The organism is Saccharopolyspora hirsuta, from assembly GCF_008630535.1.
Classification (GTDB): domain Bacteria; phylum Actinomycetota; class Actinomycetes; order Mycobacteriales; family Pseudonocardiaceae; genus Saccharopolyspora; species Saccharopolyspora hirsuta.
The window spans coordinates 272,339-293,935 of sequence record NZ_VWPH01000003.1 but is presented as its reverse complement, the minus strand read 5'-3'; the positions used below and the strand labels follow the sequence as shown (position 1 = coordinate 293,935).

Below are 21,597 nucleotides of genomic sequence, written 5' to 3'. Positions count from 1 at the left end.
GAGAAAGCCCCCGGTTTCATCCGGGGGCTTTCTCATTCCTGCGTTTCTCTTGCATGCTCCAGCATCTCCGCCGGACTCATGCCAATATCAACCTGAAGCACTTCCTTTAGAACAGCTGCGGCTTTCTCGGTGATCTTCCCGCCAGCCCTTCCGGGGCTGCGCTCAAGGAAGCCCTTGCGGGTCGCTTGCCATAGATGGTTCTTGATCGCGCTAGCGGACTTCCCGGTCAGCTCTGCCAGGTGCGCCAGCGGCTTGTCCTGCCCCTCGTTCACGCTGCCGACGTAGACCCGCGACAGCAGCGCCAGGTATTCGGGAGTGATGCCGCCCTGCGCAGCCTCTAGAAGCCGCTCATTTAGCTTCTGGGCGGATTCTTCCCGACTCTTGGCCCACCGGTCGGAGCTGGCGAGCTGATCCCGCAGCGTCTCGACGGCGCCCCGAAAGTCGATCTCTCGGAGCAGCGTGGAACTGATCCCGCCCGCCGGATAGCCGGTATGCCCGGCGGGCCGGATCACGAGCATGCCGGGGCCGCCGGTCGTGACGCCTTCAGGCCACTCCATCTCGCAGAGCCACTCCATGTCGGGGCCGAGGTCCTGCACGACCGTGCGTGCCCGTTCGGTGCTCATACCAAGAGCCTATCAGCATCGCCCAACCTTGCCGGTTAACTGGTTTGACTGACCAGTTAGACCAGGCGTACTGTTGTCGCTGTCCGGCTCACGGGGTCCGATCCCCCGGCCCGAGACAAGGCCCAAGCGATCACGCGGGACCAGAGAACCGCCGACGCAGTCGGCAGGCTCAGGCGACAGAAGTGGTGAGCGGACGGCTACCGAATAGCAGGGTGCGGCAGGAGCGTCGTATCGAATGACACCGCACCCAAGGGGCACCAGAACCCTGAACAAGCACATCCCTTGCACGTTGGCCAACACCGCAGCCCGTCAACAGCGGCAATACCCGGTGCCCAGCGTTGTACGCCAGTCGAAAGACCATGACGCCGAAGTAAGGGAAGCCCAAGCAATTAATGAGCCATAGGCGAGCTGATCAGCTCGCTTTCCGTCACGGCAGAAAGGTGGGGCCAAAGATGGCGACCACTCGAAAATTGATTGCACGGCTCGAATTCTTCATTGAGGCATGGCTCTGGGATGACCCCGCCAGTATCAATAAGATCCTTGAAACGAAGATCAGCCCTTTGGTGGAGATCGATGATCCGTGCCGTGCCCCTGTGTTCGAATTCCTGGCGGACAATTGCACGAAAGAGACCGACTGGGCAACCGTGGAAGACGATGACGATTGGGCCGGGGACGGATACGTCTTCACCCGCTACGCGGTCTTTCCGGTCTGCCCCGGTTTGGGCGTAGATCACCTGTGCAAGGCCGAACGGACCGAATAAGAGGAAATCGGCGGAAAGGAGTCCTAGGTGGACGACGACCGATTGACGCGGGTGAAGAACGGCCCACGCGTGAGCTATGCCACGTCAGGGGCGCGGAACACGCGGTTTTTGACGATGCCGATCCCATATACAAAGGGAGCGGGAGAGGGGGAGTGAAGCTCCGAACGAGCACCCTCACAGGCGACGGCCCCGAGGTTACTCCATCCGAGTGAACTACGGCACATCTACCGCCAGAAGCGGCGGACTCCGAAGATGTGGCACCCATAACTTATTGGAGCAGGAGAGAGGGAGCGAAGCGACCGATCGACTGCGACCTACCTAAGCCGACTTAAGAGCGAGCCTGACGGCTCGCTTACGTAGACCTACTAGTAGGGCAGCGCGTCAGCGCTGACCCTGCCTAGTCAACTTAAGAGCGAGCCTGACGGCTCGCTTAGCAGACTCCGGCAGAATGCGCCCTGCCGGTAGAGCGCGCGTCCGACCCTCGCGCGCAGCTCCGGGGGGCGGGGTGGTGCTTCCTCACTCACCGGCACTATCCCGGACCCTGTTTTATCGGGTCGCAGGCTTCCAACCGAACAACTGAGGTCAAAGGGTATTTGCTCCAGAGATAAGCCCCGGGTTTAGCCCGGGGCTCTTCTCTTGTGCCGAAAACTGATTGCCAATCAAAGGAGGTGAGCCACATGCAAGAGGAGTGGAAGAGCTGCGGTCACGAGAAGACCGCGCGGAACACCTACACATCGAGCGGTAGCCCGCGCTGCCGAACTTGTTACAACCGGTGTATCCGGGACTACCGCCGCAGGACCGCAGCGGCACTAAGAACCACACAGACCGCTGAAACGGCCTAAGAAGCGCTGAGAGGGTCAGGCATGCATGTCATCGCTGAAGCCGCATTTGTCGCCCTGGTGGCCTACCTGGGGCTAATTAGGACACAGATGGAACACGTTCGCAGAGACCTAACGAAAGCGAGGTACGGCCGATGAACACCCCCAAGCCGTCCGTGAGCTTCGGCCAGTGGCGGAAGACAGTCTATCGCCGGAACAAGTGGGACGTGACTACGCCTGCTTGTCGGCAGGCACAGATCGGCCACGAACTAAGAATTACTGATGATGACAAGGACAACGAGAATGTTCGATCCGCTCAAGACTGAGTTTGACCACGAGCCTGAGACCGCCCCGCCGCCGCTTAAGCCTCAGTTCTCCACGTTCGATCCGTTTGCCCCAGAGAACCAGCCAAAGCCCGCCCCGGAACCAGTAGAGGCCCCTGAGGGGCCCTCAGAGCCTCCTAAGCCTGAACCAGGGGTAGAGCGACCGTCCCCTGATCCGGTCGCTCTACCAAGGAATCCAGAAGAGGCAGAGAAGAAGGCCACTGGGAAGACCAACAAGCAAGGCCGGTCTATTCCAACGCCGAAGGTTCCGACTCGTGACCCGAAGAACCAGAACGAGCACATGTCTAAGATCTTCCACTCGAAGAGGCTGCGGGGGATGCCAGCGGCTCATCATGTGGCGCTGGCGTTCGCTCAGTTCATGGGCTTGGAGCACAAGAGTCAGTACGGCAAGCCGACCGAAGCGGCGGCCCGGTTCCTCTGTGAGATCACGGGCATAGCCTCGGAGAACACCATCAGGCGTGCGATCACGCACGCCATCGAGTGTGGTTTCTTCCGCCGTGTCGACAACGGCAACGGCGGTAAGGGTGGCACCAACCGGGCGGTGTACGCCCCGGCCGTGCCTGACTTCTAAGACCTCAATTAAAGACCTCAAAATCTGAGGACACTACTCTAGTATGTATCTGGAAGAAATACATGCTGAGAGAGCAACGACCAGGCCTGCGGCCTGGTCTTTTCATATCCACCTCTGGACGGACGGAACGAAGTGGAGTCTAGGGGGAGCCCCTAAGACCCCAAAATCTGAGGTCTTCGGGAGATGGGGTCTGTAAGACCTCAAAATCCGAGGTGTTAGGGGTTCAGCATGATTCAGTTCGAGGTTTTCCGCCGTTGGTCGGACCAGACTCTGACCTGGAACGGGTACGTAATCGGGACCTGTCCCCGGTGCCTTCGAGCGCACCGGTTCAACGATCCGCAAATCGGGCAGATTAACCGCCCGGATAATGGCTGCCGGGAAGCCCATGAAGAAGGTTGCGTGCTCAGGCTTAGTTCTGAGCCAATGAGCAGTCTACGAAGACCGCTGAGATCAACTGATGATCCATCGGACCCGCTTACACCTTGGGTCCGGATCAAGCCGTACTCCGATCACCCCCCCGTTCTAGGGGCAGCGTGAACAAGCCGCACGCCAAACCACACATGATTCGATGGAGCCCCTATTGGCTCCGACGACGAAAGGGAAAGAGCAATGAACGAGATGCGCGATCACGCAGCGGCGAACGAGCGTCAGACACGGGCGGTGTCCGGGGCACGAGCGATTGACACTATCGCTGCCGGTTACACCGACGACCGCCCTGCCGAGCCTAGCGAGGCTGAGCAGGTCGAACACCTGAAGTCGGTTGACAACCTCAATCCAGTTACCCGGATGACTCTGGGCTACCTGATCAACCGCAGCAACTGACGAAGACCAAGAAAGAGGGTTAAGGACATGGCTACCACCAAGACGCCCAGCATCGAAGAGCTCGAAGCCCAGCTGGCTGCCGCCAAGCAGGCAGAAGCGGAACTGAACGAACGCAGGATGCGCGCCCAGCTTGAGGCAGAGCACACGTGGTACCTGGGATACGTTCGCAACTATGACGCCCTTGAGGACTCCTTGATGGGGCGCGAGAAGGAAGCACAGGAACTCGCCCGTAAGGCTGTTCTGGACGGGGATCACCGTTGGATGACCTTGTGGGCGGAATACCGCTCTATTCGCCATGAGCGGGCGTCGCTGCGGTCGATTTACCAGAACGCCCAAACATCTACCGGCGTTGGCCAGACTAAGCCCGACCTGACCTATTACGAGGCGGACCCGTTCGCGTGGGCTGCGGAGATCCTTGAGCGTGAGGCCGCGCTCATCGCGGAAGAGCGCGCGCAAGAGAAGTGGGACGAGTTGCACCAGGTTCGGCAGGATGCGATTGCTACGGTGAAGTAACCAATGGCAAACGACGCATACGATCCGGGGCCTAACGGTGACTATCCGCACTGGGGCAGGTGTAAGACCTGCGGCCGATACATCGGACATCCACCGTATCGGCAGAAGGTCAACGGCAACACGAATGAGAAGGTGCTGATTAAGTTCAGCTATCCCGTTGATGCTTCCCAGGTCTGCGAGGATCTGACTCACCCGGGCCGTAACTGATTCCGTGGGGGGGTCTTGGAGTTGCCCGGACTCTGGGACCCCCACGGGGGCATCCCCTCCCCTCCCGGTCTGGGGACCGGGGTCCATAGCAGCTGCGTTTCTATGCTTAGCATGCATGCCTGATTTTTGGAGAAAGCAATGCCCCAGAAGGCACCAACCGGCCTTGGAACGGCCGGTAGAAAGCTCTGGAGGTCTATGACGAACGGAATCGTTTACAGGCCCGATGAGCTCGCAATTCTTGAGTCTGCCTGCCGGATGGCGGACCGTGTTGCCGAGTACGAGAAAGCCGTAGAAGGCGAGCCGCTGACCGTTCGAGGGTCAGCAGGGCAGCTCGTTATCCACCCCCTCAGAGGCGAAATCAGGGCCTTGCAGACGGCCCAAGCCAGTCTTTTGGGCCGGATTTCCGTCCCTGATGAAGAGGAAGAAGAGCAGTCCCGAACCCTATCCCGCTCCCAGGTCGCCCGTAAGGCTGCCCAGGCCCGTTGGAGGCACTGATGGGTAAGCGGGTCAACACCAACAAGGGACCGACGCAAGACCAGCTGAACGAGTCGTACCGAGAGTGGTTTCACCAGAGGTACGGCCGGTACCCATCGGTCGGTAGCGGCGACTTCCCGTGGTTAGAAGAGCTGACTGACGACGACGTAGAGCAGAGGTACCGCAACAGGTGCCGCGAGTGGGGCCTGAGGATAGACCCCGACGTCATCCGTAGCATCCACGGGCTCAACTGACAAACCCCTCCTTCGGGAGGGGTCTTCGCCCCGAACTCAAGCAACAGAATGCCCCCTCCTGGTCCTTTATCGGCCACGGAGGGGGCTATTTGTGTTTTCGCAGGTCAGACTAGGTGAATGTAACCGCCGGCGGTTACATTTCCCCTGTGGGCGGATGACTAAGGGAAACCTCTATCGATGCTGATCGATCACGAGTTTAGGTAGCGACATTAGGAACTTGTGCCGTTGCTGTTCCTCGTGTTCTGCGCATGACTCGGTGAACTCTTCGATAGTGGCCCAGTGCTCGGCTGCAAGGTGTTCGGCGTGCACGAACACACCAGCGGCCATCGCCTGATACGCGGTGAGGTGCATTCGGCGGACCAACTCACCGCCAGCGTAGATGTAGACGTGATCCCCGGCACGGACGTGCCAAGGCAGGTTCTTAGGCGGAAAGAACGTCACAGCCGCACCCGCTTCCGGCGCTTCACCATCTCGCGGTACTGCTGGCGTTTCCGGCGCTGCTCTTGCCAGCGCCACAACCATGTGCGCATGTGGTGCCTCCCGAATTGTCTACCTTGATTATCGGGGGCTCCGGTTAGCTGGTGTAGCTTTAGTCTCGTGCTCGCATAAACTGATCAGCGGCTGTTTCGAGAATCTGTCTCGCATCGTCGCCAGACACGGCGCGCTCGCGGAAGTAGTCGAACAGGTTCAGGTGATACGAGACGTCTTGGGGGTCTCGTAGGGCGACCTCGCCCGAGAACAGTTCGACAATCACCAATCGGTCGTCGTAGACGACGAACACGTTTAGGGGCGACGCTCTGACGGTCACCCCACCAGGGATGATCGATAGGTCTAGGTTCTGCCGGTCGAGCAGTCCGGCCATGTGTCGTAGCTGGCTTGCCATTACCCCTGGTTCGGCACGCTGCCAGCTAATCGCTTGCTCGGTCAGCAGAAAGTGGAATCGCCGGGATTCATCCTCTAAGACTTCCTGGCTGTCCAGACGGGCCTTTACGGCCCGTTCTATGTTCCGGGCAGGATTACCCTCGACCGCTGGCGTTAGGACGGCACGGGCGTAATCAGGGGCTTGTATGAGGCCAGAAGGGATGACCGGCAGGAACTGCCGGACCGTAGCCGATGAAGCGGCAAGCGCCTTTAGTTCGGCCTGCTTGCGCCACAGTCCGACACGCGCGTACGAACGCCAAGACGCGTAATCAACGTTCGCCGCCCGAGCGAGCGAGAGAAGTTCGGTAGCGACTTCCGACGGGACGCCTAGAGCCGTGACGATTCGCTCAACGTCTACGACAGTGGGTAGGACCTTGCCGGATTCAATCCGGCTCACCTTGGACTGAGACATAGCCGCCCGAGCGGCTAGCCGTTCCCCGGACAAGCCAGCCGCTTTGCGTAGCTCCCTCAATGCCTCGGCAAGGTGTTTTCTGCCTTGGTCCCTACTGTCAGGCTCTAGCATTCCACTCGCTCAACGACACGGCGTGACTCAATGCCGTGTCTCGCCACTTGAGGTACTGGTCTAGGTTCGGGTCTTCCAGCTTGTCAACGTTGTTCAGCGTTCCATCTGGGTTGAAGTTCAGATCAACCACCAACGAATCATCGAACAACCAGAAGTCTTGCGCTGGCAGGTCCAGATCTAGGTCGGTCAAGTCGAGGACACGGATGTCCTCCCCGGCCGCGATGTTGCCCGGGATGCCCCAATCAAGTTGGTACCGCTGGTACTCGGTCAGCGGTTGCCGAACGGTCCGGACACGGCCGATGGCCTTACCTGCCGACACCAGAGAGCGGACAGTCTCATGCCATCCCGCGTTATGGCCCTCGGGTTTCGGTTCACCCGCACGCCACCGACGTAGGTTCTCCTGCTCGTTCGGCATGGTGTAGGTCGGCTGGCACTCGAACCGCCATGCCGACCGCTCGTAGCCAGTGAGGTACCGGCCGAACTGTTCCCCGTCCAGGAGCACTACAGAGCCTCCCTAAGCCGCTGGACCGTCTCCGCACTGCCAGATTCCACCAGCGCGGCTACTGCGGCTAGAACGATGTCAGGCGGCAACTCAACGGCTGTTTCCCCCTCGCCTAGCTCCAGGCCCTCAGCAGCGGCCACAGGGTCGCCCTGGACTACGGCCGTACCCCGGTCGGACACATAGACGGCTGGACACGTGCCGTTGTCACAGCCGGATACCTTGTGCAGTCTCATGCTCACCAGCCTTAGCGATCAGGCAGGGAGGATCAAGGCTGCACCGTGGTCTAGTCGCGATGTCGCATAACCCGGTCCGCTACCCCCGGACCGTGCCAGACAACGCGTCTGGTTCCTGGGCACCTGAATATCGTTGCTAGGCAACAGAAAGAGCCCGCCGGGTAACCGGCGGGCTCTGCGTTCGTGTAGTCTCTGCGTCAACGGGGGTAATTCATACGCAGCGCGCCGTCCATGCGGATGACCTCGCCGTTCAGGTAGTCGTGCTCGACGATGTTCAGCGCCAGCTGGGCGTAGTCCTCGGGGGTGCCGAGGCGCTTCGGGAACGGCACGCCGTCGGCCAGGCCCTGGCGGAACTCCTCGCTCACGGTGGCCAGCATCGGGGTGTCCACGATGCCGGGCGCGATGGTCATCACCCGGATCCCGGCCGAGGACAGGTCGCGCGCCGCGGGCAGCGTCAGGCTCGCCACCCCGCCCTTGGACGCCGCGTAGGCCGCCTGGCCGATCTGACCGTCGAAGGCGGCCACCGAGGCCGTGTTGATCACGACGCCGCGCTGGCCCTGCTGGTCGGCCTCGGTCTCGCGGATCGCCGCCGCGGCCAGCCGCAGCACGTTGAAGGTGCCGACCAGGTTCACCTCGATGACCTTGCGGAACAGGTCGATGTCGTGCGGGCCCTGCCGTCCGACGATGCGCGCCGACGGCCCGATCCCCGCGCAGTTCACCACGATCCGCAGCGGCTTCCCGGCGCCCGCGGCCTGCTCCACCGCGGTCTGCACCTGCTCAGCGTCGGTGACGTCGGCGGCGGTGTAGGTGACGCCGTCGACCACCGGCGCCTTGCCCACGGCGTCCGGCAGGTCCACCGCGAACACCTGAGCCCCGCGCCCGGCGAGTGCTCTGGCGGTGGCCGCGCCAAGGCCGGAAGCCCCGCCGGTGACGATCGCCGCGGTGTCGGTGATCTGCATCTGCTCGTTCCTTTGCGTCCGGTGCTGGTACCCGGGCATGTCTAACACCTGGGAACTTCCTTGCCCAGCATCTGACGCGGAACGGGCAGGGGGCGAAGCGCCGGTCAGCGATGGCGGCGCACCTCCCGGTCGGAGGCCGCCTCGACGAGGGCCAGCAGCGCCACCAGGGGCAGCGCGGCCAGCAGCGCGAGGCCGATGAACAGTGCGGCGAACCCGATGAGCTCCATGCGAAGAGCGTGGTCCGCTCACCGCGCCCGCCGCGTCTGCCACCAGTGCGGAACTCCGGTCCGTCCGAGCGAAAACCCCATCACCGAACGTGATCGGAATCACGTCAGAGCGGCGGGCAGATGGCGTTGAGGACGTCCAGGTCCTCCTGGGTGGGGCGCCACTGACCGGCCACCGCGTTGGCCTGGACCTGCTCCGGCGTGGTCGCGCCGGTGATCACCGAGCCGACCACCGGCTGCGCGGCCAGCCAGCCCACCGCCACCGACGTCATCGGGATGCCGCGCTGCTCGGCGAAGGTCCGCAGCTGCTCGATGCGCTCCCACGGCGCGTCCATCAGCATCTGGTTCCGGTTGGCCAGCCGACTGCCCGCCGGCGGCTCCTGGTCCTTCCGGTACTTGCCGGTCAGCAGGCCGTTGGCCAGCGGGAAGTAGGGGATCAGCCCGACCCCGAACCGCTTGCAGGCCGGGATGATCTCGCGTTCGGCCTCGCGCGCCAGCAGCGAGTAGTGGTTCTGCGTGGACACCGGTCCGGTCAGCGCGGTCGAGGACGCCAGCCAGGACGCGTCGGCGAGCTGCCACCCGGCCAGGTTGCAGTGCCCGACGTAGCGGACCTTGCCCTCGCGGACCAGGTCGTCGAGCACCGACAGGGTCTCCTCCAGCGGCGTCAGCCGGTCCGGCCGGTGCAGCTGGTACAGGTCGATCCAGTCGGTGCCCAGCCGCCGCAGCGAGGACTCCACCGCCCGGCGCACGTAGCGGCGCGAGCCGCGCGCGGCGAAGTCCGGGCCGTTGCCGCCCTGCATGTCCATGCCGAACTTGGTCGCGATGATCGCGTGCTCCCGGCGCCCGGAGAGCGCCTGCCCGAGCAGCTCCTCGCTGCGCCCGCGCGGCGAGCCGTACACGTCGGCCACGTCGAAGAAGGTGATGCCGGCGTCGAGCGCGGTGTCGACCACCGCTCGCGCACCGGCGAGGGACTCGGTCGCCGTTCCGGGGCGGCCCAGGTTGTTGCAACCGAGACCGACCGCGCTGACCACCAGACCGGATTCGCCCAGGCGTCGCTGTTCCACGCCGGTGACCATAAACGGCTGGTCACCTGCACGTCACCCTGGACGTACGGCGCGTGAACGTTTGCCCAAGTCGGTTCCACTCGTCGAGCGATGTGCCACGATGCCGGTGGGGGTCAGCGGCCGCCCGGCCGCGCGCGCGAAGGGGTGTGGGGACTGGTGTTCGCCCGTCGGATCGTCGTCGTCGGAACCGGGTACGTGGGGTTGACGACCGGTGCGTGCTTGGCATCGCTGGGCCACCGGGTGGTGTGCAGCGACGTCAACGCCGAGAAGGTCGCGCAGCTGTCCCGCGGTGAGGTCCGGATCCACGAGCCGGGGTTGGCCGAGCTGGTGCAGGAGGGCATCGCGGCCGGTCGGCTGGAGTTCGTGCTGGGCTCGGCGGGCGCGGTCGCCGACGCCGAGGTGGTGTTCCTGTGCGTGCCGACCCCGATGGGCTCCGGCGGCGGGGCCGATCTGGCGGTCGTGGAGTCGGTGGCCCGCGAGGTGCGCGAGGTGCTGCCCGCGGGCTGCGTGCTGGTGACCAAGTCGACGGTGCCGGTGGGCACGTCCGCCCGGCTGCGCGAGCTGGTCGCCCGGCCCGACGTCGCGGTGGTGAGCAACCCGGAGTTCCTCCGCGAGGGGTCCGCGGTGCACGACTTCCTGAACCCGGACCGGATCGTGGTCGGCTCGGACACCCAGGACGCGGCCGAGCGGGTGGCGGCGCTGTACGCGCGGCTCGGCGCGCCGACGGTGCTCACCGACGCGGCCAGCGCGGAGATGGTGAAGTACGCGGCGAACTGCTTCCTGGCCACCAAGCTGTCCTACGTGAACGCGATCGCCGAGCTGTGCGAGCGGCTGGGCGCCGACATCACCGACGTGACCGAGGGGATGGGCTACGACCGCCGCATCGGCCAGGCGTTCCTGCAGCCCGGCCCGGGGTGGGGCGGCTCCTGCCTGCCGAAGGACACCGCGGCGCTGCTGCAGGTCGCGGAGGCCGTGGAGTTCGACTTCCCGCTGCTGCAGGCGACCATCTCGGCCAACGCGCGGCAGCGCGAGCGGATGGTCGCCAAGGTCGTCGAGGCCTGCGGCGGTTCGCTGACCGGCGTCCGGATCGGGCTGCTGGGCCTGACGTTCAAGGCGGGCACCGACGACCTGCGCGACTCGCCCGCGCTGGAGGTGGCGCGGCTGCTGGCCGAGCGGGGCGCGGAGCTGGTGGCCTTCGACCCGGGGCTGCGCGGCGACGAGCCGGAGCTGCCGTCGGCGGTGGCGCTGGTGTCCGACCCGTACCAGGCGGCGAAGGGCGCGGCGGCGCTGGTGCTGCTGACCGAGTGGCAGGAGTTCCGGACGCTGGACTGGACCCGGGTGGCGCACGAGCTCGACGGCCAGGTGGTCGTGGACACCCGCAACCACCTGGACCCGGACGCCCTGCGCCGCGCGGGCCTGAGGTGGCGCGGCGTCGGCCGCACCCCGGTCGGCTGACCGGCGATCCCGCGCCCGGACCACCGTCATCGGCACCGTTCTAGCTGGTCAGGTTCCGCGAGTGCTTTGCGGTGCTATCGCCCCGCGAAGTGCTCACGTGCCGCCACCAGCGGAAACCCCGTTCCGCACCTGCGATTGTTATTTCGGCTATCGATCAACCGGGTGATGGGACCTTAAGGTAGTTGACGTGTTCACCACTCGCCCGGAACTCGCCGGTACGCACGGAATGGTCGCCTCCACGCACTGGCTCGCCTCCGCCGCGGGCATGGCGGTGCTGGAGGACGACGGCAACGCGTTCGACGCCGCGGTCGCGGCCGGGTTCGTGCTGCAGGTCGTCGAACCGCACCTCAACGGTCCGGGCGGGGAGGTGCCCGCGCTGTTCGCCACCGCCGACGACCCGCGCCCGCGCGCCCTCGCGGGCCAGGGCCCGGCGCCCGCTGGGGCGACCATCGAGCACTACCGCGACGAGCTCGGCCTGGACCTGGTGCCCGGCACGGGACTGCTGGCCACGACCGTGCCCGGCGCGTGGGACGGCTGGCTCCTGCTGCTGCGCGACCACGGCACCAAGTCGCTGCGCGAGGTGCTGAAGTACGCCATCGGCTACGCCCGCGGCGGCTACCCGATCGTGGAGCGGATCAGCACCACGATCGACACCGTGCGGGAGATGTTCCGGGAGCACTGGCCCACCTCGGCGAACCAGTGGCTGACCGGCGGCGCCGCTCCGGCTCCCGGCAGCGTGCTGCGGAACCCGGCGCTGGCCGACACCTGGGAGCGGCTGCTGGGCGAGGCCGAGGCGGCCGGGTCCGACCGCGAGGCGCAGATCGACGCCGCCCGCCGCGCCTGGTCGCAGGGCTTCGTCGCGGAGGCGGTGGAGAAGTTCGCGCGGATCCCGCACCGGGACAACTCCGGGCGCGACCACGCCGGGGTGATCACCGCGCAGGACATGGCCGAGTTCGAGGCGGGTTACGAGACGCCGCTGACCGTCGACCTGCCCGGCGGCTGGACGCTGGCGAAGTTCGGCATCTGGTCGCAGGGCCCGGCGCTGGCGCAGCAGCTGCGCCTGCTGGAGGGTTCGGCCGACCGGATCAACTACGTCGACGGGATCGCCGACGCCGACACCGTGCACCTCGCCGTCGAGGCGGCCAAGCTCGCCTTCGCCGACCGCGAGGCCTGGTACGGCGACTCGGCCGACCCCGGGGTGCTCGCCGACCTGGTGTCCCGCGAGTACGCCGCGGAGCGCCGCGAGCTGATCGGCGACCGGGCGTCGCTGGAGCTGCGCCCCGGCTCGCCGGGCGGTCGGCGGGTGGCGCTGGCCGCGCACGTCGCCGAGGGCCGCGGGGTCGACGGCGCGAAGGACCCGAGCGGCGTCGGCATCGGCGAGCCGACGGTGTCGCCGACCGGGGAGAGCCGCGGCGACACCGTGCACATCGACGTGGTGGACCGCTGGGGGAACATGCTCTCGGCGACCCCGTCCGGCGGCTGGCTGCAGTCCTCGCCGATGATCCCGGAGCTGGGCTTCTGCCTGGGCAGCCGGGCGCAGATGTTCTGGCTGGACGAGGGCCTGCCGAACTCGCTGGCCCCGGGCAAGCGGCCCCGGATCACGCTGAGCCCGTCGCTGGCGCTGCGCGGCGGGGTGCCGACCCTGGCGTTCGGCACGCCGGGCGGTGACCAGCAGGACCAGTGGCAGCTGTGCTTCTGGCTGGCGCACGTCCACGGCGGGCTGAACCTGCAGGAGGCGATCGACTCCCCGGCCTGGCACACCGGTGCCTTCCCGGGCTCCTTCTACCCGCGGGCCTGGGAACCGGGCCGCCTGGTGGCGGAGTCCCGCCTCGGCGCGGAAACCCTGGCGGAGCTCCAGCGCCGCGGCCACGACGTCCTCGACGCGGGCCCCTGGGCCCTCGGCCGCCTCTCGGCGGTCTCCCGGGACCCGGAAACGGGCCTCCTCCGAGCCGCGGCCAACGCCCGCGGCGCCCAGGGCTACGCCGCAGGCCGCTGACCGGACCTGCAGTTTCAAGTGAAACTGCGCCTCCCCGGTGCGTCGGACACCCGACACGCCGACGGGGTGTCGGGATTCCCGCGATTTCAATGGAAATCGGACCTCTGATTTCCATTGAAATCGCATCCTGCCCGTGGACCGCAGCTGCGAAGGGCGAACTGCACCGGTCGGCAGGTGTCGCATGCGCCGCAGGCGCATAACCCACCCTCGCAACCGGCTCCGCCACTTGCACCGCCACGCAGAACGAGGTTGGAAAAACCTCATTGAAATCGCGCACCTCCGGTGTGTCGGGCGCCCGACGCGCCGGAGGTCCTCTGTGGAGGGTCAGGCCGCTCGCAGGGTGCGGCCGAGGAGGAGCATCCGGAGGGTTCGGGCCGTGGCGTCGGCGATCAGCTCCGGGGCTCGGGTGATCGCGTCCGCCAGGTCGACCGGGCCGGTCAGGATCCCGGTGATCGCGTCGATGCCGTGGTCGTAGCTGGTGTCCGCCCCGGGGCCGATGGTGCCGCACAGGGCGATCACCGGACGGCTGTGCAGCTTGGCCCGGCGGGCCACCTCGGTCGGGATCTTGCCCAGCGCGGTGGACGCGTCGATGGCACCTTCCGCGGTGATCACCAGGTCCGCGTCCTCCAGTCGCCGGTCCAGGTCGGCGCTCTCGAGGAACACGTCGAACCGGGACTGCAGCTGCGCGCCGAGCACCCCGGCCAGCCCCGCCGCCAGACCACCCGAGGCACCGGCACCGGGCAGCGCGGAGCAACGGGTGCCGCTGTGCTTGCGCAGCAGGTCCGCCCAGTTCTGCATGGCGGCGGCCAGCTGCTCGACCTGCTCCGGGGTGGCGCCCTTCTGCGGCCCGTAGCGGCGGGCGACGCCGTTCGGCCCGCACAGCACGTTCTCCGGGTTCACCGCGACCACGACGTCCACTTCGGACAGCCGCGGGTCCAGGCCGCTGACGTCGATGTGCCGGGCGCGCAGCAGTTCCGCGCCGCCCTCGCCGATCTCCGCGCCGTCGGAGTCGAGCACCCGCGCGCCCAGCGCCCGCAGCGCACCCGCACCGCCGTCGGAGGTGCCGGAGTCCCCGCAGCCGATGACGATCTTCTCGACGTCGGCGTCGAGCGCGGCGGCGATCAGCTCGCCGACGCCGCGGCTGGTGGTCGTGCCGGGGTCGCGCTGGTCCGGCGGCACCAGCGAAAGCCCCGCCGCGGCGGCCATCTCCACGAAGGCGGTGCGCTCGCCGAGCAGCGCGTAGTGCGCCGCCACCGGCTCGCCGACCGGACCGGTGACGGTGACCGGCACCAGCTCGCCGCCGGTGGACCGGGCCAGCAGCCGCGCCGAACCTTCACCGCCGTCGATCAGGGGGATGGTGTCGACGATCGCGCCCGGCACGATCCGGCGGATGCCGGTGCGGATCGCCGCGGCGACCCCGTCGGCGTCCAGGCACTCCTTGAAGCCGCTCGGGGCGACGACGAAGCGCAGCATGACAATCTCCTCCACTGTGGACGTTCAGATCAGCGGCAGGCCGAGCAGCGGCCAGCCGTGGAGCGCGAACAGCACGACGAGCGCGGCGATCGCGGGACCGAGGAATGCGGACAGCTTGAGCAGGTCGCGCGGCTCGTAGGTGGGCACCTGCTCGAGCCGGGCGAACATGGCCACGGGCTTGGCCGAGGACGGCATGGTGTGGCAGAAGCCCGCGGCCGCGGTCGAGGCGAAGGCCAGCGCCACCGGGTTCATCCCGACGGCGACCGCGGCGGGCACGACCAGCGGGATGAGCACCGAGGACCGCGCGGAGCGGGACTGCACCACCAGGTGCGCAGCGGTGCTGAGCACGACGACGGTGATGAGCAGCGTCATCGGGCTGCCCGCGTCGAGGACCAGCGACGCCAGCCACTCGGCGGCGCCGGACGAGGTCAGCGCCGTGCCGAGCGCAGCGGTGGCGGCCATGAACAGCAGCAGCGACCAGGGGATCTCGCCGATCGCCTTGCCCATCCGCACGGTGCCCAGGCGCGGCGAGGTGATCAGCAGCGCCCCGCCCAGGGCGACCAGCGCCGGGGGCAGGTCGTGCAGGGACTCGGTGCTCCACAGGACCACCACGGCGCCCAACAGCGTCACGGCCCGGATCTCGGCGCGCTGCATCTTCTCGGGAACGGACAGGCGGATCCGCAGGTCGGCGGCGTCGATGCGCAGCGAGGTACGGCGGTCCGAGTGCTTCGTGAAGAGCAGCAGCACCAGCTCGGCGGCCAGGTGCGAGCTGATCGCCGCGAACGGCAGGCCCCACAGCAGCCACTGCCCGAAGCCGATGCCCTCGTCGACGGTGGCGTCCAGGATCTGGCTGGTGATCAGGTGCGCGCCCGCGCCGACCAGCGTCGCGACCGCTGACAGCAGCACCACGGTCGGGAACAGCACGGCCAGGGCCCGCACCAGCCTCCGCTGCGCCGCGAACACCTCGGCCAGCGCCGTGAAGATGGGCAGCACCAGCGCGGCCCGGCCGCTGGTGCTCGGCACCAGCAGCGCGGTGACCAGCAGCCCGAGCGTGATCAGGTGGACCATGCCGCGGGCGGACCGGGCGCGGCCGACGAGCGCGACGGCCAGCCGGGCGGGCAGCCCGGTCCGGTTGATCCCGGCAGCCATCACGAACGCCGCCACCAGCAGCCAGATCTGGTCGTCGCCGAGGGCTTCGAACAGCTCCTCGGCGTCCAGCGCGCCCAGCACGACGAGCGCGGCGGCCGCGGTCAGCGCGACGAACGTGTCGTCGAGGCGGCTGCTCATCCACCCGACCACCGCGGCGGCGAAGATCAGGATGGTGGTCAGCCCGGTCCGGTCCAGCTCGCCCGGTCCGGAGGTCTCCGGCGCGGTGAACACGGCCGCCACCGCGAACAGGAAGAGGGCACCGGCGGTGATCGCGATGGCCCAGCTTCGCTCGGTCTGCGGCTCGGACGACGTGCGGACGGTGCGCATCGGCTTCGTGGCGTAGTCGATGCGCCCCCGCCGGGTGTCCTGGTCGCCGTTCATGGTGACCACGATCGGGTGTGCTGCTGAGGCGGGCGTGAACAGTTCATGAGGGGACGTTCATGTTTCGCCGGACGGGTTTTCCACACCCCTGTGGACAACTTTGTTCACGGGGGTGTGACCAGCGAAAACAACCTCACGGGCGGATGCTGTGGCGCACGAGTTATCCACAGCTGTGCACAAGTCAGCGGCGGGTGCTGACCAGCACCAGACCGACTCCGATCAGCGCCATCCCGCACCAGGCGCCCACGGCCAGCCGCTCGCCGACGACGAGCACGCCGAGGACCGCGGCGACCACCGGTTCGAGCAGGCTCAGCGTCGTCGCCACGCTGGTGGACGTGCGGCGCAACCCGGCGCCGAACAGCACGTACGCCAGCCCCATCGGGATCACCGCCAGGTAGCCCGCGACGAGCAGCCCGGACGGCGAGCCGAGCAGCGGCCCGCCGGTGAGCGCGAGCACCGGGAGCAGGACCAGCGCACCACCGCCGAACATCGCGCCCATCACCGCGCGCGAGCCGAAACCGCGGCGCATCATCCGGGACGCCGACCACGAGTACACGACGTACGCGGCGCCGCCGAGCAAGCCGAGCAGCACACCGAGCGCTGTGCTCGTGCCGCCGCTCCAGCCACCACCGGTGATCAGCAGCAGGCCGAGCACGGCCAGCGCGGCGGACACCGCCCACCGGCCGTCCAGCCGGACGCCGTCCACCACCCGCTCCAGGATCGCGGCGAACACCGGCGCCGAGCCGAGCGTGACGACGGTGCCGACCGCGACCCCGGCCAGCGCCATCGACGAGTAGAACGCCAGCGGGTAGACCGCCACCGCCAGCGCACCCACGACCAGCAGACCGAGCTGACCGGAGCGCAGCACGGCGAACGCCGAGCGGCCCGCGAGCGCGAGCAGCAGCAGACCGCCGAAGCCCATCGTGGCGGCGCCGATCGACAGCGGGCTTGCCCCGGCCGGGGCGAAGCTGGCCGCGGTACCGGTGGTGCCCCACAGCGCCGAGGCGAGCAGGACGGGGAGGGGACCGGACAGGAACGAGGTCCGGGCGCGCGCGGGCGCGTCGAGAAGTTCGTTGGACACGGTGAACTCTTCCGTTCGAGGACCGACAGGACGCGTCGAACGGGGGCGCGTGCGTGCAGCGGGTTTCCGGACGCCGGTTTCAGGCAAGACCGACGGAGGACTGCACAGCAGGGTGAGGCGACGGCCGGTTCAGCCGTCGGGAGCGCCGCCCGTCAGCGGGACGGCGGCGGGGTGACGCGACGCCAGTACGAGTTCACGGGGACACCCTAGCGGGCCGACCGGGTGTTCGGAACGTGCTCCGCACCGCACCACCGGCCCCGCCGGGCCCTGGACGTTCCGCGGAGGTCTGCGATGGCGATCCTGCACACCGACATCCCGACGCGCTCCCAGGTCGATGCGCTGCTGACCGCGCGCAACCCGCACAGCGCGTCGCTGTACCTGCCCACCGATCCGGCGTCCAGCGGCGACGCGGAGCGCGTCGAGCTGAAGAACCTGACCGGCGAGGCGCTGGAGCAGCTCCGCGCGGCCGGTGCGGACAAGGACGAGGTCAACGAGCTCGCCGACCAGCTCGCCGACCTCGCCGACGACGAGGCGTTCTTCCGCTACCAGGCGCGCAGCCTCGCGGTGTTCGCCACGCCGAAGTCGATCACCACCTTCCGGCTGCCCAACCACCTGCGCGCCGCGGTCGAGGTCTCCGACCGGTTCCACCTCAAGCCGCTGCTGCGCTCCACCAGCTTCCCGAGCACCGCGCTGGTGCTGGCCCTGGCGCAGAACTCGGTGCGGCTGCTGGAGGTCCTGCCGGAGCTGGACCCGGTGGCCATCGAGGTGCCCGGGATGCCGACCGACATCGACAGCGCGGTGGGGCGGGCGTTCCCGGCCGACCGCTCGCCGATCCGCCGACTGCAGGCCGACGAGGGCAAGAAGGTGCGGATCCGCCAGTTCGCGCGCCAGGTCGACCGCGCGCTGCGGCCGGTCCTGCGCGGCGACGTGCCGCTGATCCTGGCCGCCACCGAACCGCTGCAGAGCATCTTCCGCTCGGTCAGCGGCGCCCCCGAGCTGGCCCCGGTCGGGCTGACCGGCAACCCGGAGGAGAGCACCGACCGCGAGCTGGCCTCGGCGGCCCGCAGCGTCCTGGACGACCTGCACGCGGACCGGCTGCGCGCCCTGCACCGGCTGTTCGACGAGCGCGTCGGCCAGGGCCGGGCGGTCAGCGACATCGCAGACGTGGCCCGCTACGCGACGATGGGCGCGGTGGACACGGTGTTCGTGGACATCGACAACACGACGCCGGGCGTCATCGACGAGGCGGGCTCGGTGCAGTTCGAACCGGCCGGGGCGTCCACCTACGGCCTGCAGGACGAGATCGCCCGCCGCGTCTGGCTCACCGGCGGCGACGTCCTGGCGGTCCGCCGCGACGACATCCCGGCCGGGGCCGAAGCCGCCGCCATCCTCCGCTACGCCCCCTGACCGGGGGTGAGGCGATTTCAAGGGAAATCGGACATCTGATTTCCATTGAACTTGTTCAACCCCGGCTGGGGACAGCAGCCGCGGAGGGAGACCGGCGCCGATCGGGAGGTGTCGCATGCGCCGCAGGCGCATAGCCCACCCTCGCAGCTTGCACCGCCGCGGGTTCTCAGCGTTCGCCTGGCGAGGACGGCCCGGCTGCCGTGTATTGGCATACATAAAGCCGGGCACCCGCAGTCCAGGCGGGCGCTGAGGTTCCGCTACCGGCACCGCCACGCAGAACGAGGTTGGAAAAACCTCATTGAAATCGCGCAGCACGTCCGGGGTCAGGTGCCGAGGCGGTAGCCCATGCCGCGCACCGTGGTGATGCGGGTCGCGCCGATCTTGCGGCGCAGGGCCCGGACGTAGACGTCGACCACGTTGGAGCCCGGGTCGAAGTCGTAGCCCCACACGTGGGACAGGATCTGCTCGCGGCTGAGCACCTGGCCCGAGTGCCGCAGGAACAGCTCCAGCATCGCGAACTCCCGCGCCGTCAGGTCCACCGTGCCGTCCGGCACCTGGGCGCGCCGGGTGCGCAGGTCCAGCGAGAGCTCGCCGTCGCGCAGCACCGTGACCTCCGGGACCCGGTCCACCGGGCGCAGCCGCAGCCGCACCCGAGCCAGCAGCTCCTCGAACCGGAACGGCTTGGTCATGTAGTCGTCCGCGCCGCCCTCCAGCCCGGCCACCGTGTCGTGCACGGTGTCCCGCGCGGTCAGGATGATCACCGGGACCGTCACGTGCTGGGCCCGCGCCGCGCGCAGCACCGAGAACCCGTCCTTGCCCGGCAGCCCCAGGTCCAGCACCACCAGGTCGAAGTCGCCGGTGAGCAGGTAGTCCTGGGCGGCGTCGCCGTCGCCGACGACGGTGGTGGTGAAACCGTTGGCGCGCAGTCCCTTCTCGATGAACGCAGCGATGCGCGCCTCGTCCTCCGCGATCAGGATCTTGCTCACAGCGCCGCCTCTCCGCGATTTTCAGTGGTGGTTGCGTTGGGGAGGGATCTCGCGTTCCGGGGTTTCTTGTGGCTGGGTTGCGTCACGGTCCCCTGAGGTGCGGTTGGGCAGAGCTGGGGACTCGTCCTCGGGGTGCTCATGGAGTGGGCTCCTCGGTCGGGATGCGTGGTGGGGTGGCGGGTAGTTCGAGGCGGAAGGTGGCGCCGCTGCCCGGTTCGGACAGGACGCGGACCCGGCCGTGGTGGGCGTCCGCGATGGCCTTGACGATCGCCAGGCCGAGCCCGGCGCCGCCCTTGCCCTTGCCGCTGCCGTGGGTGAACCGGTCGAAGATCTTCTCCACCTCGGCCGGGTCGACGCCGGGACCGCGGTCGGCCACCCACAGCGAGACGGTGCCGCCGTCCAGCGACGAGCCGATGCGGATCTCCGAACCGGGCTCGGTGTGCTGCACCGCGTTCTGCGCGAGCTGCACCATCGCCTGGGTGACGCGCTGCTCGTCGACCACCACGTCGCCCTCGCCGATGTCGGCGAGCACCCAGCGGCGGTCCGCCAGCGACCGGACCTTCGCCTCGATGTCGCTGGTCAGCTCGGCCAGCGGCACCGGGGCGGGGGTGACGAAGTCCGGCCGGTCGGCCTTGGCCAGCATCAGCAGGTCGTTGACGATGCGGGTCATCCGGTCCAGCTCGTCGGTGCACAGCCGCACCACCTCCTCGCGCTCGGCGGGGTCGTCGCCCAGCAGCTCGAGGTTGCCGCGCACGATGGTGATCGGGGTGCGCAGCTCGTGCCCGGCGTCGTCGACGAACTGGCGCTGGATGCGGAAGGCGTCCTCCAGCCGGTCGAGCATCGCGTTGAACTGGTCGGCCAGCGCCGCGATGTCGTCCCGGCCCTCGACCGGGATGCGCCTGGTCAGGTCGTGCTCGGTGATCTCGGCGGCGGTCTGCCGCACGGCCCGCACCGGGGCCAGGATCAGCCCGGCGACCACCCACGACGACAGCGCCGCGATCAGCACGCCGACCCCGCTGACCAGCAGCAGCAGCTGCACGGTCCGGTCCGCGTCGGCCATCGCCCCGTCCGCGTAGCGCTGGACGATGAACCACGCCGAGTCGCCGTGCTGCGATTCGGCCTGCACCTTCACCCAGTGCATCCGGCCCAGCGGGGTGTTCTCCTCGCCGTAGTTGCTCGGGGTGTCCACGATCCGCTGCACCATCGCCGGGTCCTCGGCGAACCGCTCGATCTCGTCGTCCTGCTCCTGGGCCAGCGTGCGCAGGCCGGTCGGCGTCCGCCACACCCCGATCAGCGCCTCGTCCCGGTCCGGGTACTGGCGGCGCAGGTAGGAGTCGAACAGCGCGTCGGGGGCGCTGATCAGCTGCCCGGTGCTCGGGTCGCGCCCGGTGGCGGCGAACGTGGAGAACTCGTGCGCCTCCTGCTCCAGCGAGGCCGCGATCTGGTCGTTGACGTCGTTGTGCAGGAACGAGCGGACGATCAGGATCACCGCCAGCAGCACCACGACCAGCACCAGCAGCAGCCAGCCCATGATCTGCGCGCGCGCCGGGACCCGGGTGCCGCGGCGGGTGGGGAGCTTGCGGAGCGACCGCGTCGGCGCGGGCTCAGTCGTCGTCATCGTCGTCGTCATCGTCGTCGTCCGGCGCGGGCGGCGGGATCTCCGTCGCCGGTGAGGACGGCGCCGTGGTGGTGGGGTCGGGTCCGGGCGAGCTGCCGATCTGCACGGTGGCGGGTACGTGGGGAGTGCGCGGTCCGTCGGTGAGCGCGAAGCTCACCAGCACCGCGGCGATGGGCAGCGCCATCGCCGCGAGCAGCAGGACCGCCTTGGGAACCGACCTCATGCCGTCCACTCTGAC

Annotated in this window: 21 protein-coding genes; 8 read left to right on the top strand and 13 right to left on the bottom strand. The window is 68.1% G+C overall.

The features are described 5' to 3' along the window. Nucleotides 1-32: 32 nt before the first annotated feature. A complete protein-coding gene (locus tag F1721_RS07555; RefSeq protein ID WP_211840363.1) occupies nt 33-623 on the bottom strand; it encodes a hypothetical protein in 591 nt (196 codons plus the stop codon). 452 nt (nt 624-1,075) lie between these two features. Here F1721_RS07555 and F1721_RS07550 point away from each other — a divergent pair, with 452 nt between their 5' ends. The 5 genes from F1721_RS07550 (at nt 1,076) to F1721_RS07530 (ending at nt 5,387) form a co-directional block, all read left to right on the top strand. After that, nucleotides 1,076-1,384, top strand: a complete 309-nt coding sequence (locus F1721_RS07550) for a hypothetical protein (RefSeq protein ID WP_150065835.1) — start codon at nt 1,076-1,078, stop codon at nt 1,382-1,384. A gap of 1,121 nt (nt 1,385-2,505) precedes the next feature. Further along, nucleotides 2,506-3,117 (top strand): hypothetical protein, encoded by a 612-nt coding sequence (locus tag F1721_RS07545; protein ID WP_150065834.1) that lies wholly within the window; start codon nt 2,506-2,508, stop codon nt 3,115-3,117. Between the two features lie 609 nt (nt 3,118-3,726). Further along, on the top strand, nt 3,727-3,939 hold the full coding sequence (locus tag F1721_RS07540) for a hypothetical protein (RefSeq protein ID WP_150065833.1): 213 nt from the start codon (nt 3,727-3,729) through the stop codon (nt 3,937-3,939). Nucleotides 3,940-3,966: 27 nt separating this feature from the next. Next, nucleotides 3,967-4,452: a hypothetical protein gene (locus F1721_RS07535; protein WP_150065832.1), complete on the top strand. Its 486-nt coding sequence runs from the start codon at nt 3,967-3,969 to the stop codon at nt 4,450-4,452. A gap of 701 nt (nt 4,453-5,153) precedes the next feature. Further along, nucleotides 5,154-5,387, top strand: a complete 234-nt coding sequence (locus F1721_RS07530) for a hypothetical protein (RefSeq protein WP_150065831.1) — start codon at nt 5,154-5,156, stop codon at nt 5,385-5,387. A gap of 171 nt (nt 5,388-5,558) precedes the next feature. Here the strand turns inward: F1721_RS07530 and F1721_RS07525 are convergent, their stop codons facing one another. The 6 genes from F1721_RS07525 to F1721_RS07500 all read right to left on the bottom strand — a co-directional run bounded on the left by F1721_RS07525 (nt 5,559) and on the right by F1721_RS07500 (nt 9,813). Next, entirely contained in the window at nt 5,559-5,909 is a 351-nt protein-coding gene (locus F1721_RS07525) for a hypothetical protein (protein ID WP_150065830.1), read from the bottom strand. A gap of 67 nt (nt 5,910-5,976) precedes the next feature. Then, nucleotides 5,977-6,831: a helix-turn-helix domain-containing protein gene (locus tag F1721_RS07520; RefSeq protein ID WP_150065829.1), complete on the bottom strand. Its 855-nt coding sequence runs from the start codon at nt 6,829-6,831 to the stop codon at nt 5,977-5,979. Then, nucleotides 6,818-7,333 carry a DUF6879 family protein gene (locus tag F1721_RS07515; protein ID WP_150065828.1) on the bottom strand — a complete coding sequence of 172 codons (516 nt, stop codon included), beginning with the start codon at nt 7,331-7,333 and terminating at the stop codon, nt 6,818-6,820. Before F1721_RS07515 ends, F1721_RS07520 begins: the two co-directional genes overlap by 14 nt. A 430-nt stretch (nt 7,334-7,763) precedes the next feature. Continuing rightward, a complete protein-coding gene (locus F1721_RS07505; RefSeq protein WP_150065826.1) occupies nt 7,764-8,525 on the bottom strand; it encodes an SDR family NAD(P)-dependent oxidoreductase in 762 nt (253 codons plus the stop codon). Between the two features lie 104 nt (nt 8,526-8,629). After that, nucleotides 8,630-8,752 carry a hypothetical protein gene (locus F1721_RS35295; RefSeq protein ID WP_281288745.1) on the bottom strand — a complete coding sequence of 41 codons (123 nt, stop codon included), beginning with the start codon at nt 8,750-8,752 and terminating at the stop codon, nt 8,630-8,632. Between the two features lie 104 nt (nt 8,753-8,856). Beyond that, on the bottom strand, nt 8,857-9,813 hold the full coding sequence (locus tag F1721_RS07500; protein WP_150065825.1) for an aldo/keto reductase: 957 nt from the start codon (nt 9,811-9,813) through the stop codon (nt 8,857-8,859). Between the two features lie 156 nt (nt 9,814-9,969). Here F1721_RS07500 and F1721_RS07495 point away from each other — a divergent pair, with 156 nt between their 5' ends. Both F1721_RS07495 and F1721_RS07490 read left to right on the top strand, forming a co-directional pair. Then, nucleotides 9,970-11,268, top strand: a complete 1,299-nt coding sequence (locus F1721_RS07495; RefSeq protein WP_150065824.1) for a UDP-glucose dehydrogenase family protein — start codon at nt 9,970-9,972, stop codon at nt 11,266-11,268. Nucleotides 11,269-11,455: 187 nt separating this feature from the next. Next, nucleotides 11,456-13,264, top strand: coding sequence for a gamma-glutamyltransferase family protein (locus tag F1721_RS07490; RefSeq protein ID WP_150065823.1), 1,809 nt, complete (start codon nt 11,456-11,458; stop codon nt 13,262-13,264). A gap of 324 nt (nt 13,265-13,588) precedes the next feature. Here the strand turns inward: F1721_RS07490 and F1721_RS07485 are convergent, their stop codons facing one another. From F1721_RS07485 to F1721_RS07475, 3 genes are all read right to left on the bottom strand, one after another. Next, nucleotides 13,589-14,737 (bottom strand): glycerate kinase family protein, encoded by a 1,149-nt coding sequence (locus tag F1721_RS07485; protein WP_150065822.1) that lies wholly within the window; start codon nt 14,735-14,737, stop codon nt 13,589-13,591. Between the two features lie 24 nt (nt 14,738-14,761). Further along, nucleotides 14,762-16,267: an SLC13 family permease gene (locus F1721_RS07480; protein WP_150065821.1), complete on the bottom strand. Its 1,506-nt coding sequence runs from the start codon at nt 16,265-16,267 to the stop codon at nt 14,762-14,764. Nucleotides 16,268-16,448: 181 nt separating this feature from the next. Beyond that, complete coding sequence (locus F1721_RS07475) at nt 16,449-17,348, bottom strand: DMT family transporter (RefSeq protein WP_150065820.1); 900 nt, start codon at nt 17,346-17,348, stop codon at nt 16,449-16,451. A 291-nt stretch (nt 17,349-17,639) separates the two neighbouring features. Here F1721_RS07475 and F1721_RS07470 point away from each other — a divergent pair, with 291 nt between their 5' ends. After that, nucleotides 17,640-18,755 carry a baeRF11 domain-containing protein gene (locus tag F1721_RS07470; RefSeq protein WP_150065819.1) on the top strand — a complete coding sequence of 372 codons (1,116 nt, stop codon included), beginning with the start codon at nt 17,640-17,642 and terminating at the stop codon, nt 18,753-18,755. A 323-nt stretch (nt 18,756-19,078) separates the two neighbouring features. Here the strand turns inward: F1721_RS07470 and F1721_RS07465 are convergent, their stop codons facing one another. From F1721_RS07465 to F1721_RS07455, 3 genes are all read right to left on the bottom strand, one after another. Continuing rightward, nucleotides 19,079-19,741: a response regulator transcription factor gene (locus F1721_RS07465; RefSeq protein ID WP_150065818.1), complete on the bottom strand. Its 663-nt coding sequence runs from the start codon at nt 19,739-19,741 to the stop codon at nt 19,079-19,081. A gap of 136 nt (nt 19,742-19,877) precedes the next feature. Then, on the bottom strand, nt 19,878-21,359 hold the full coding sequence (locus tag F1721_RS07460; protein ID WP_150065817.1) for a sensor histidine kinase: 1,482 nt from the start codon (nt 21,357-21,359) through the stop codon (nt 19,878-19,880). Further along, nucleotides 21,346-21,582, bottom strand: coding sequence for a hypothetical protein (locus F1721_RS07455; RefSeq protein ID WP_150065816.1), 237 nt, complete (start codon nt 21,580-21,582; stop codon nt 21,346-21,348). The genes F1721_RS07460 and F1721_RS07455 overlap by 14 nt, the downstream gene beginning before the upstream one ends. Nucleotides 21,583-21,597 lie beyond the last annotated feature (15 nt).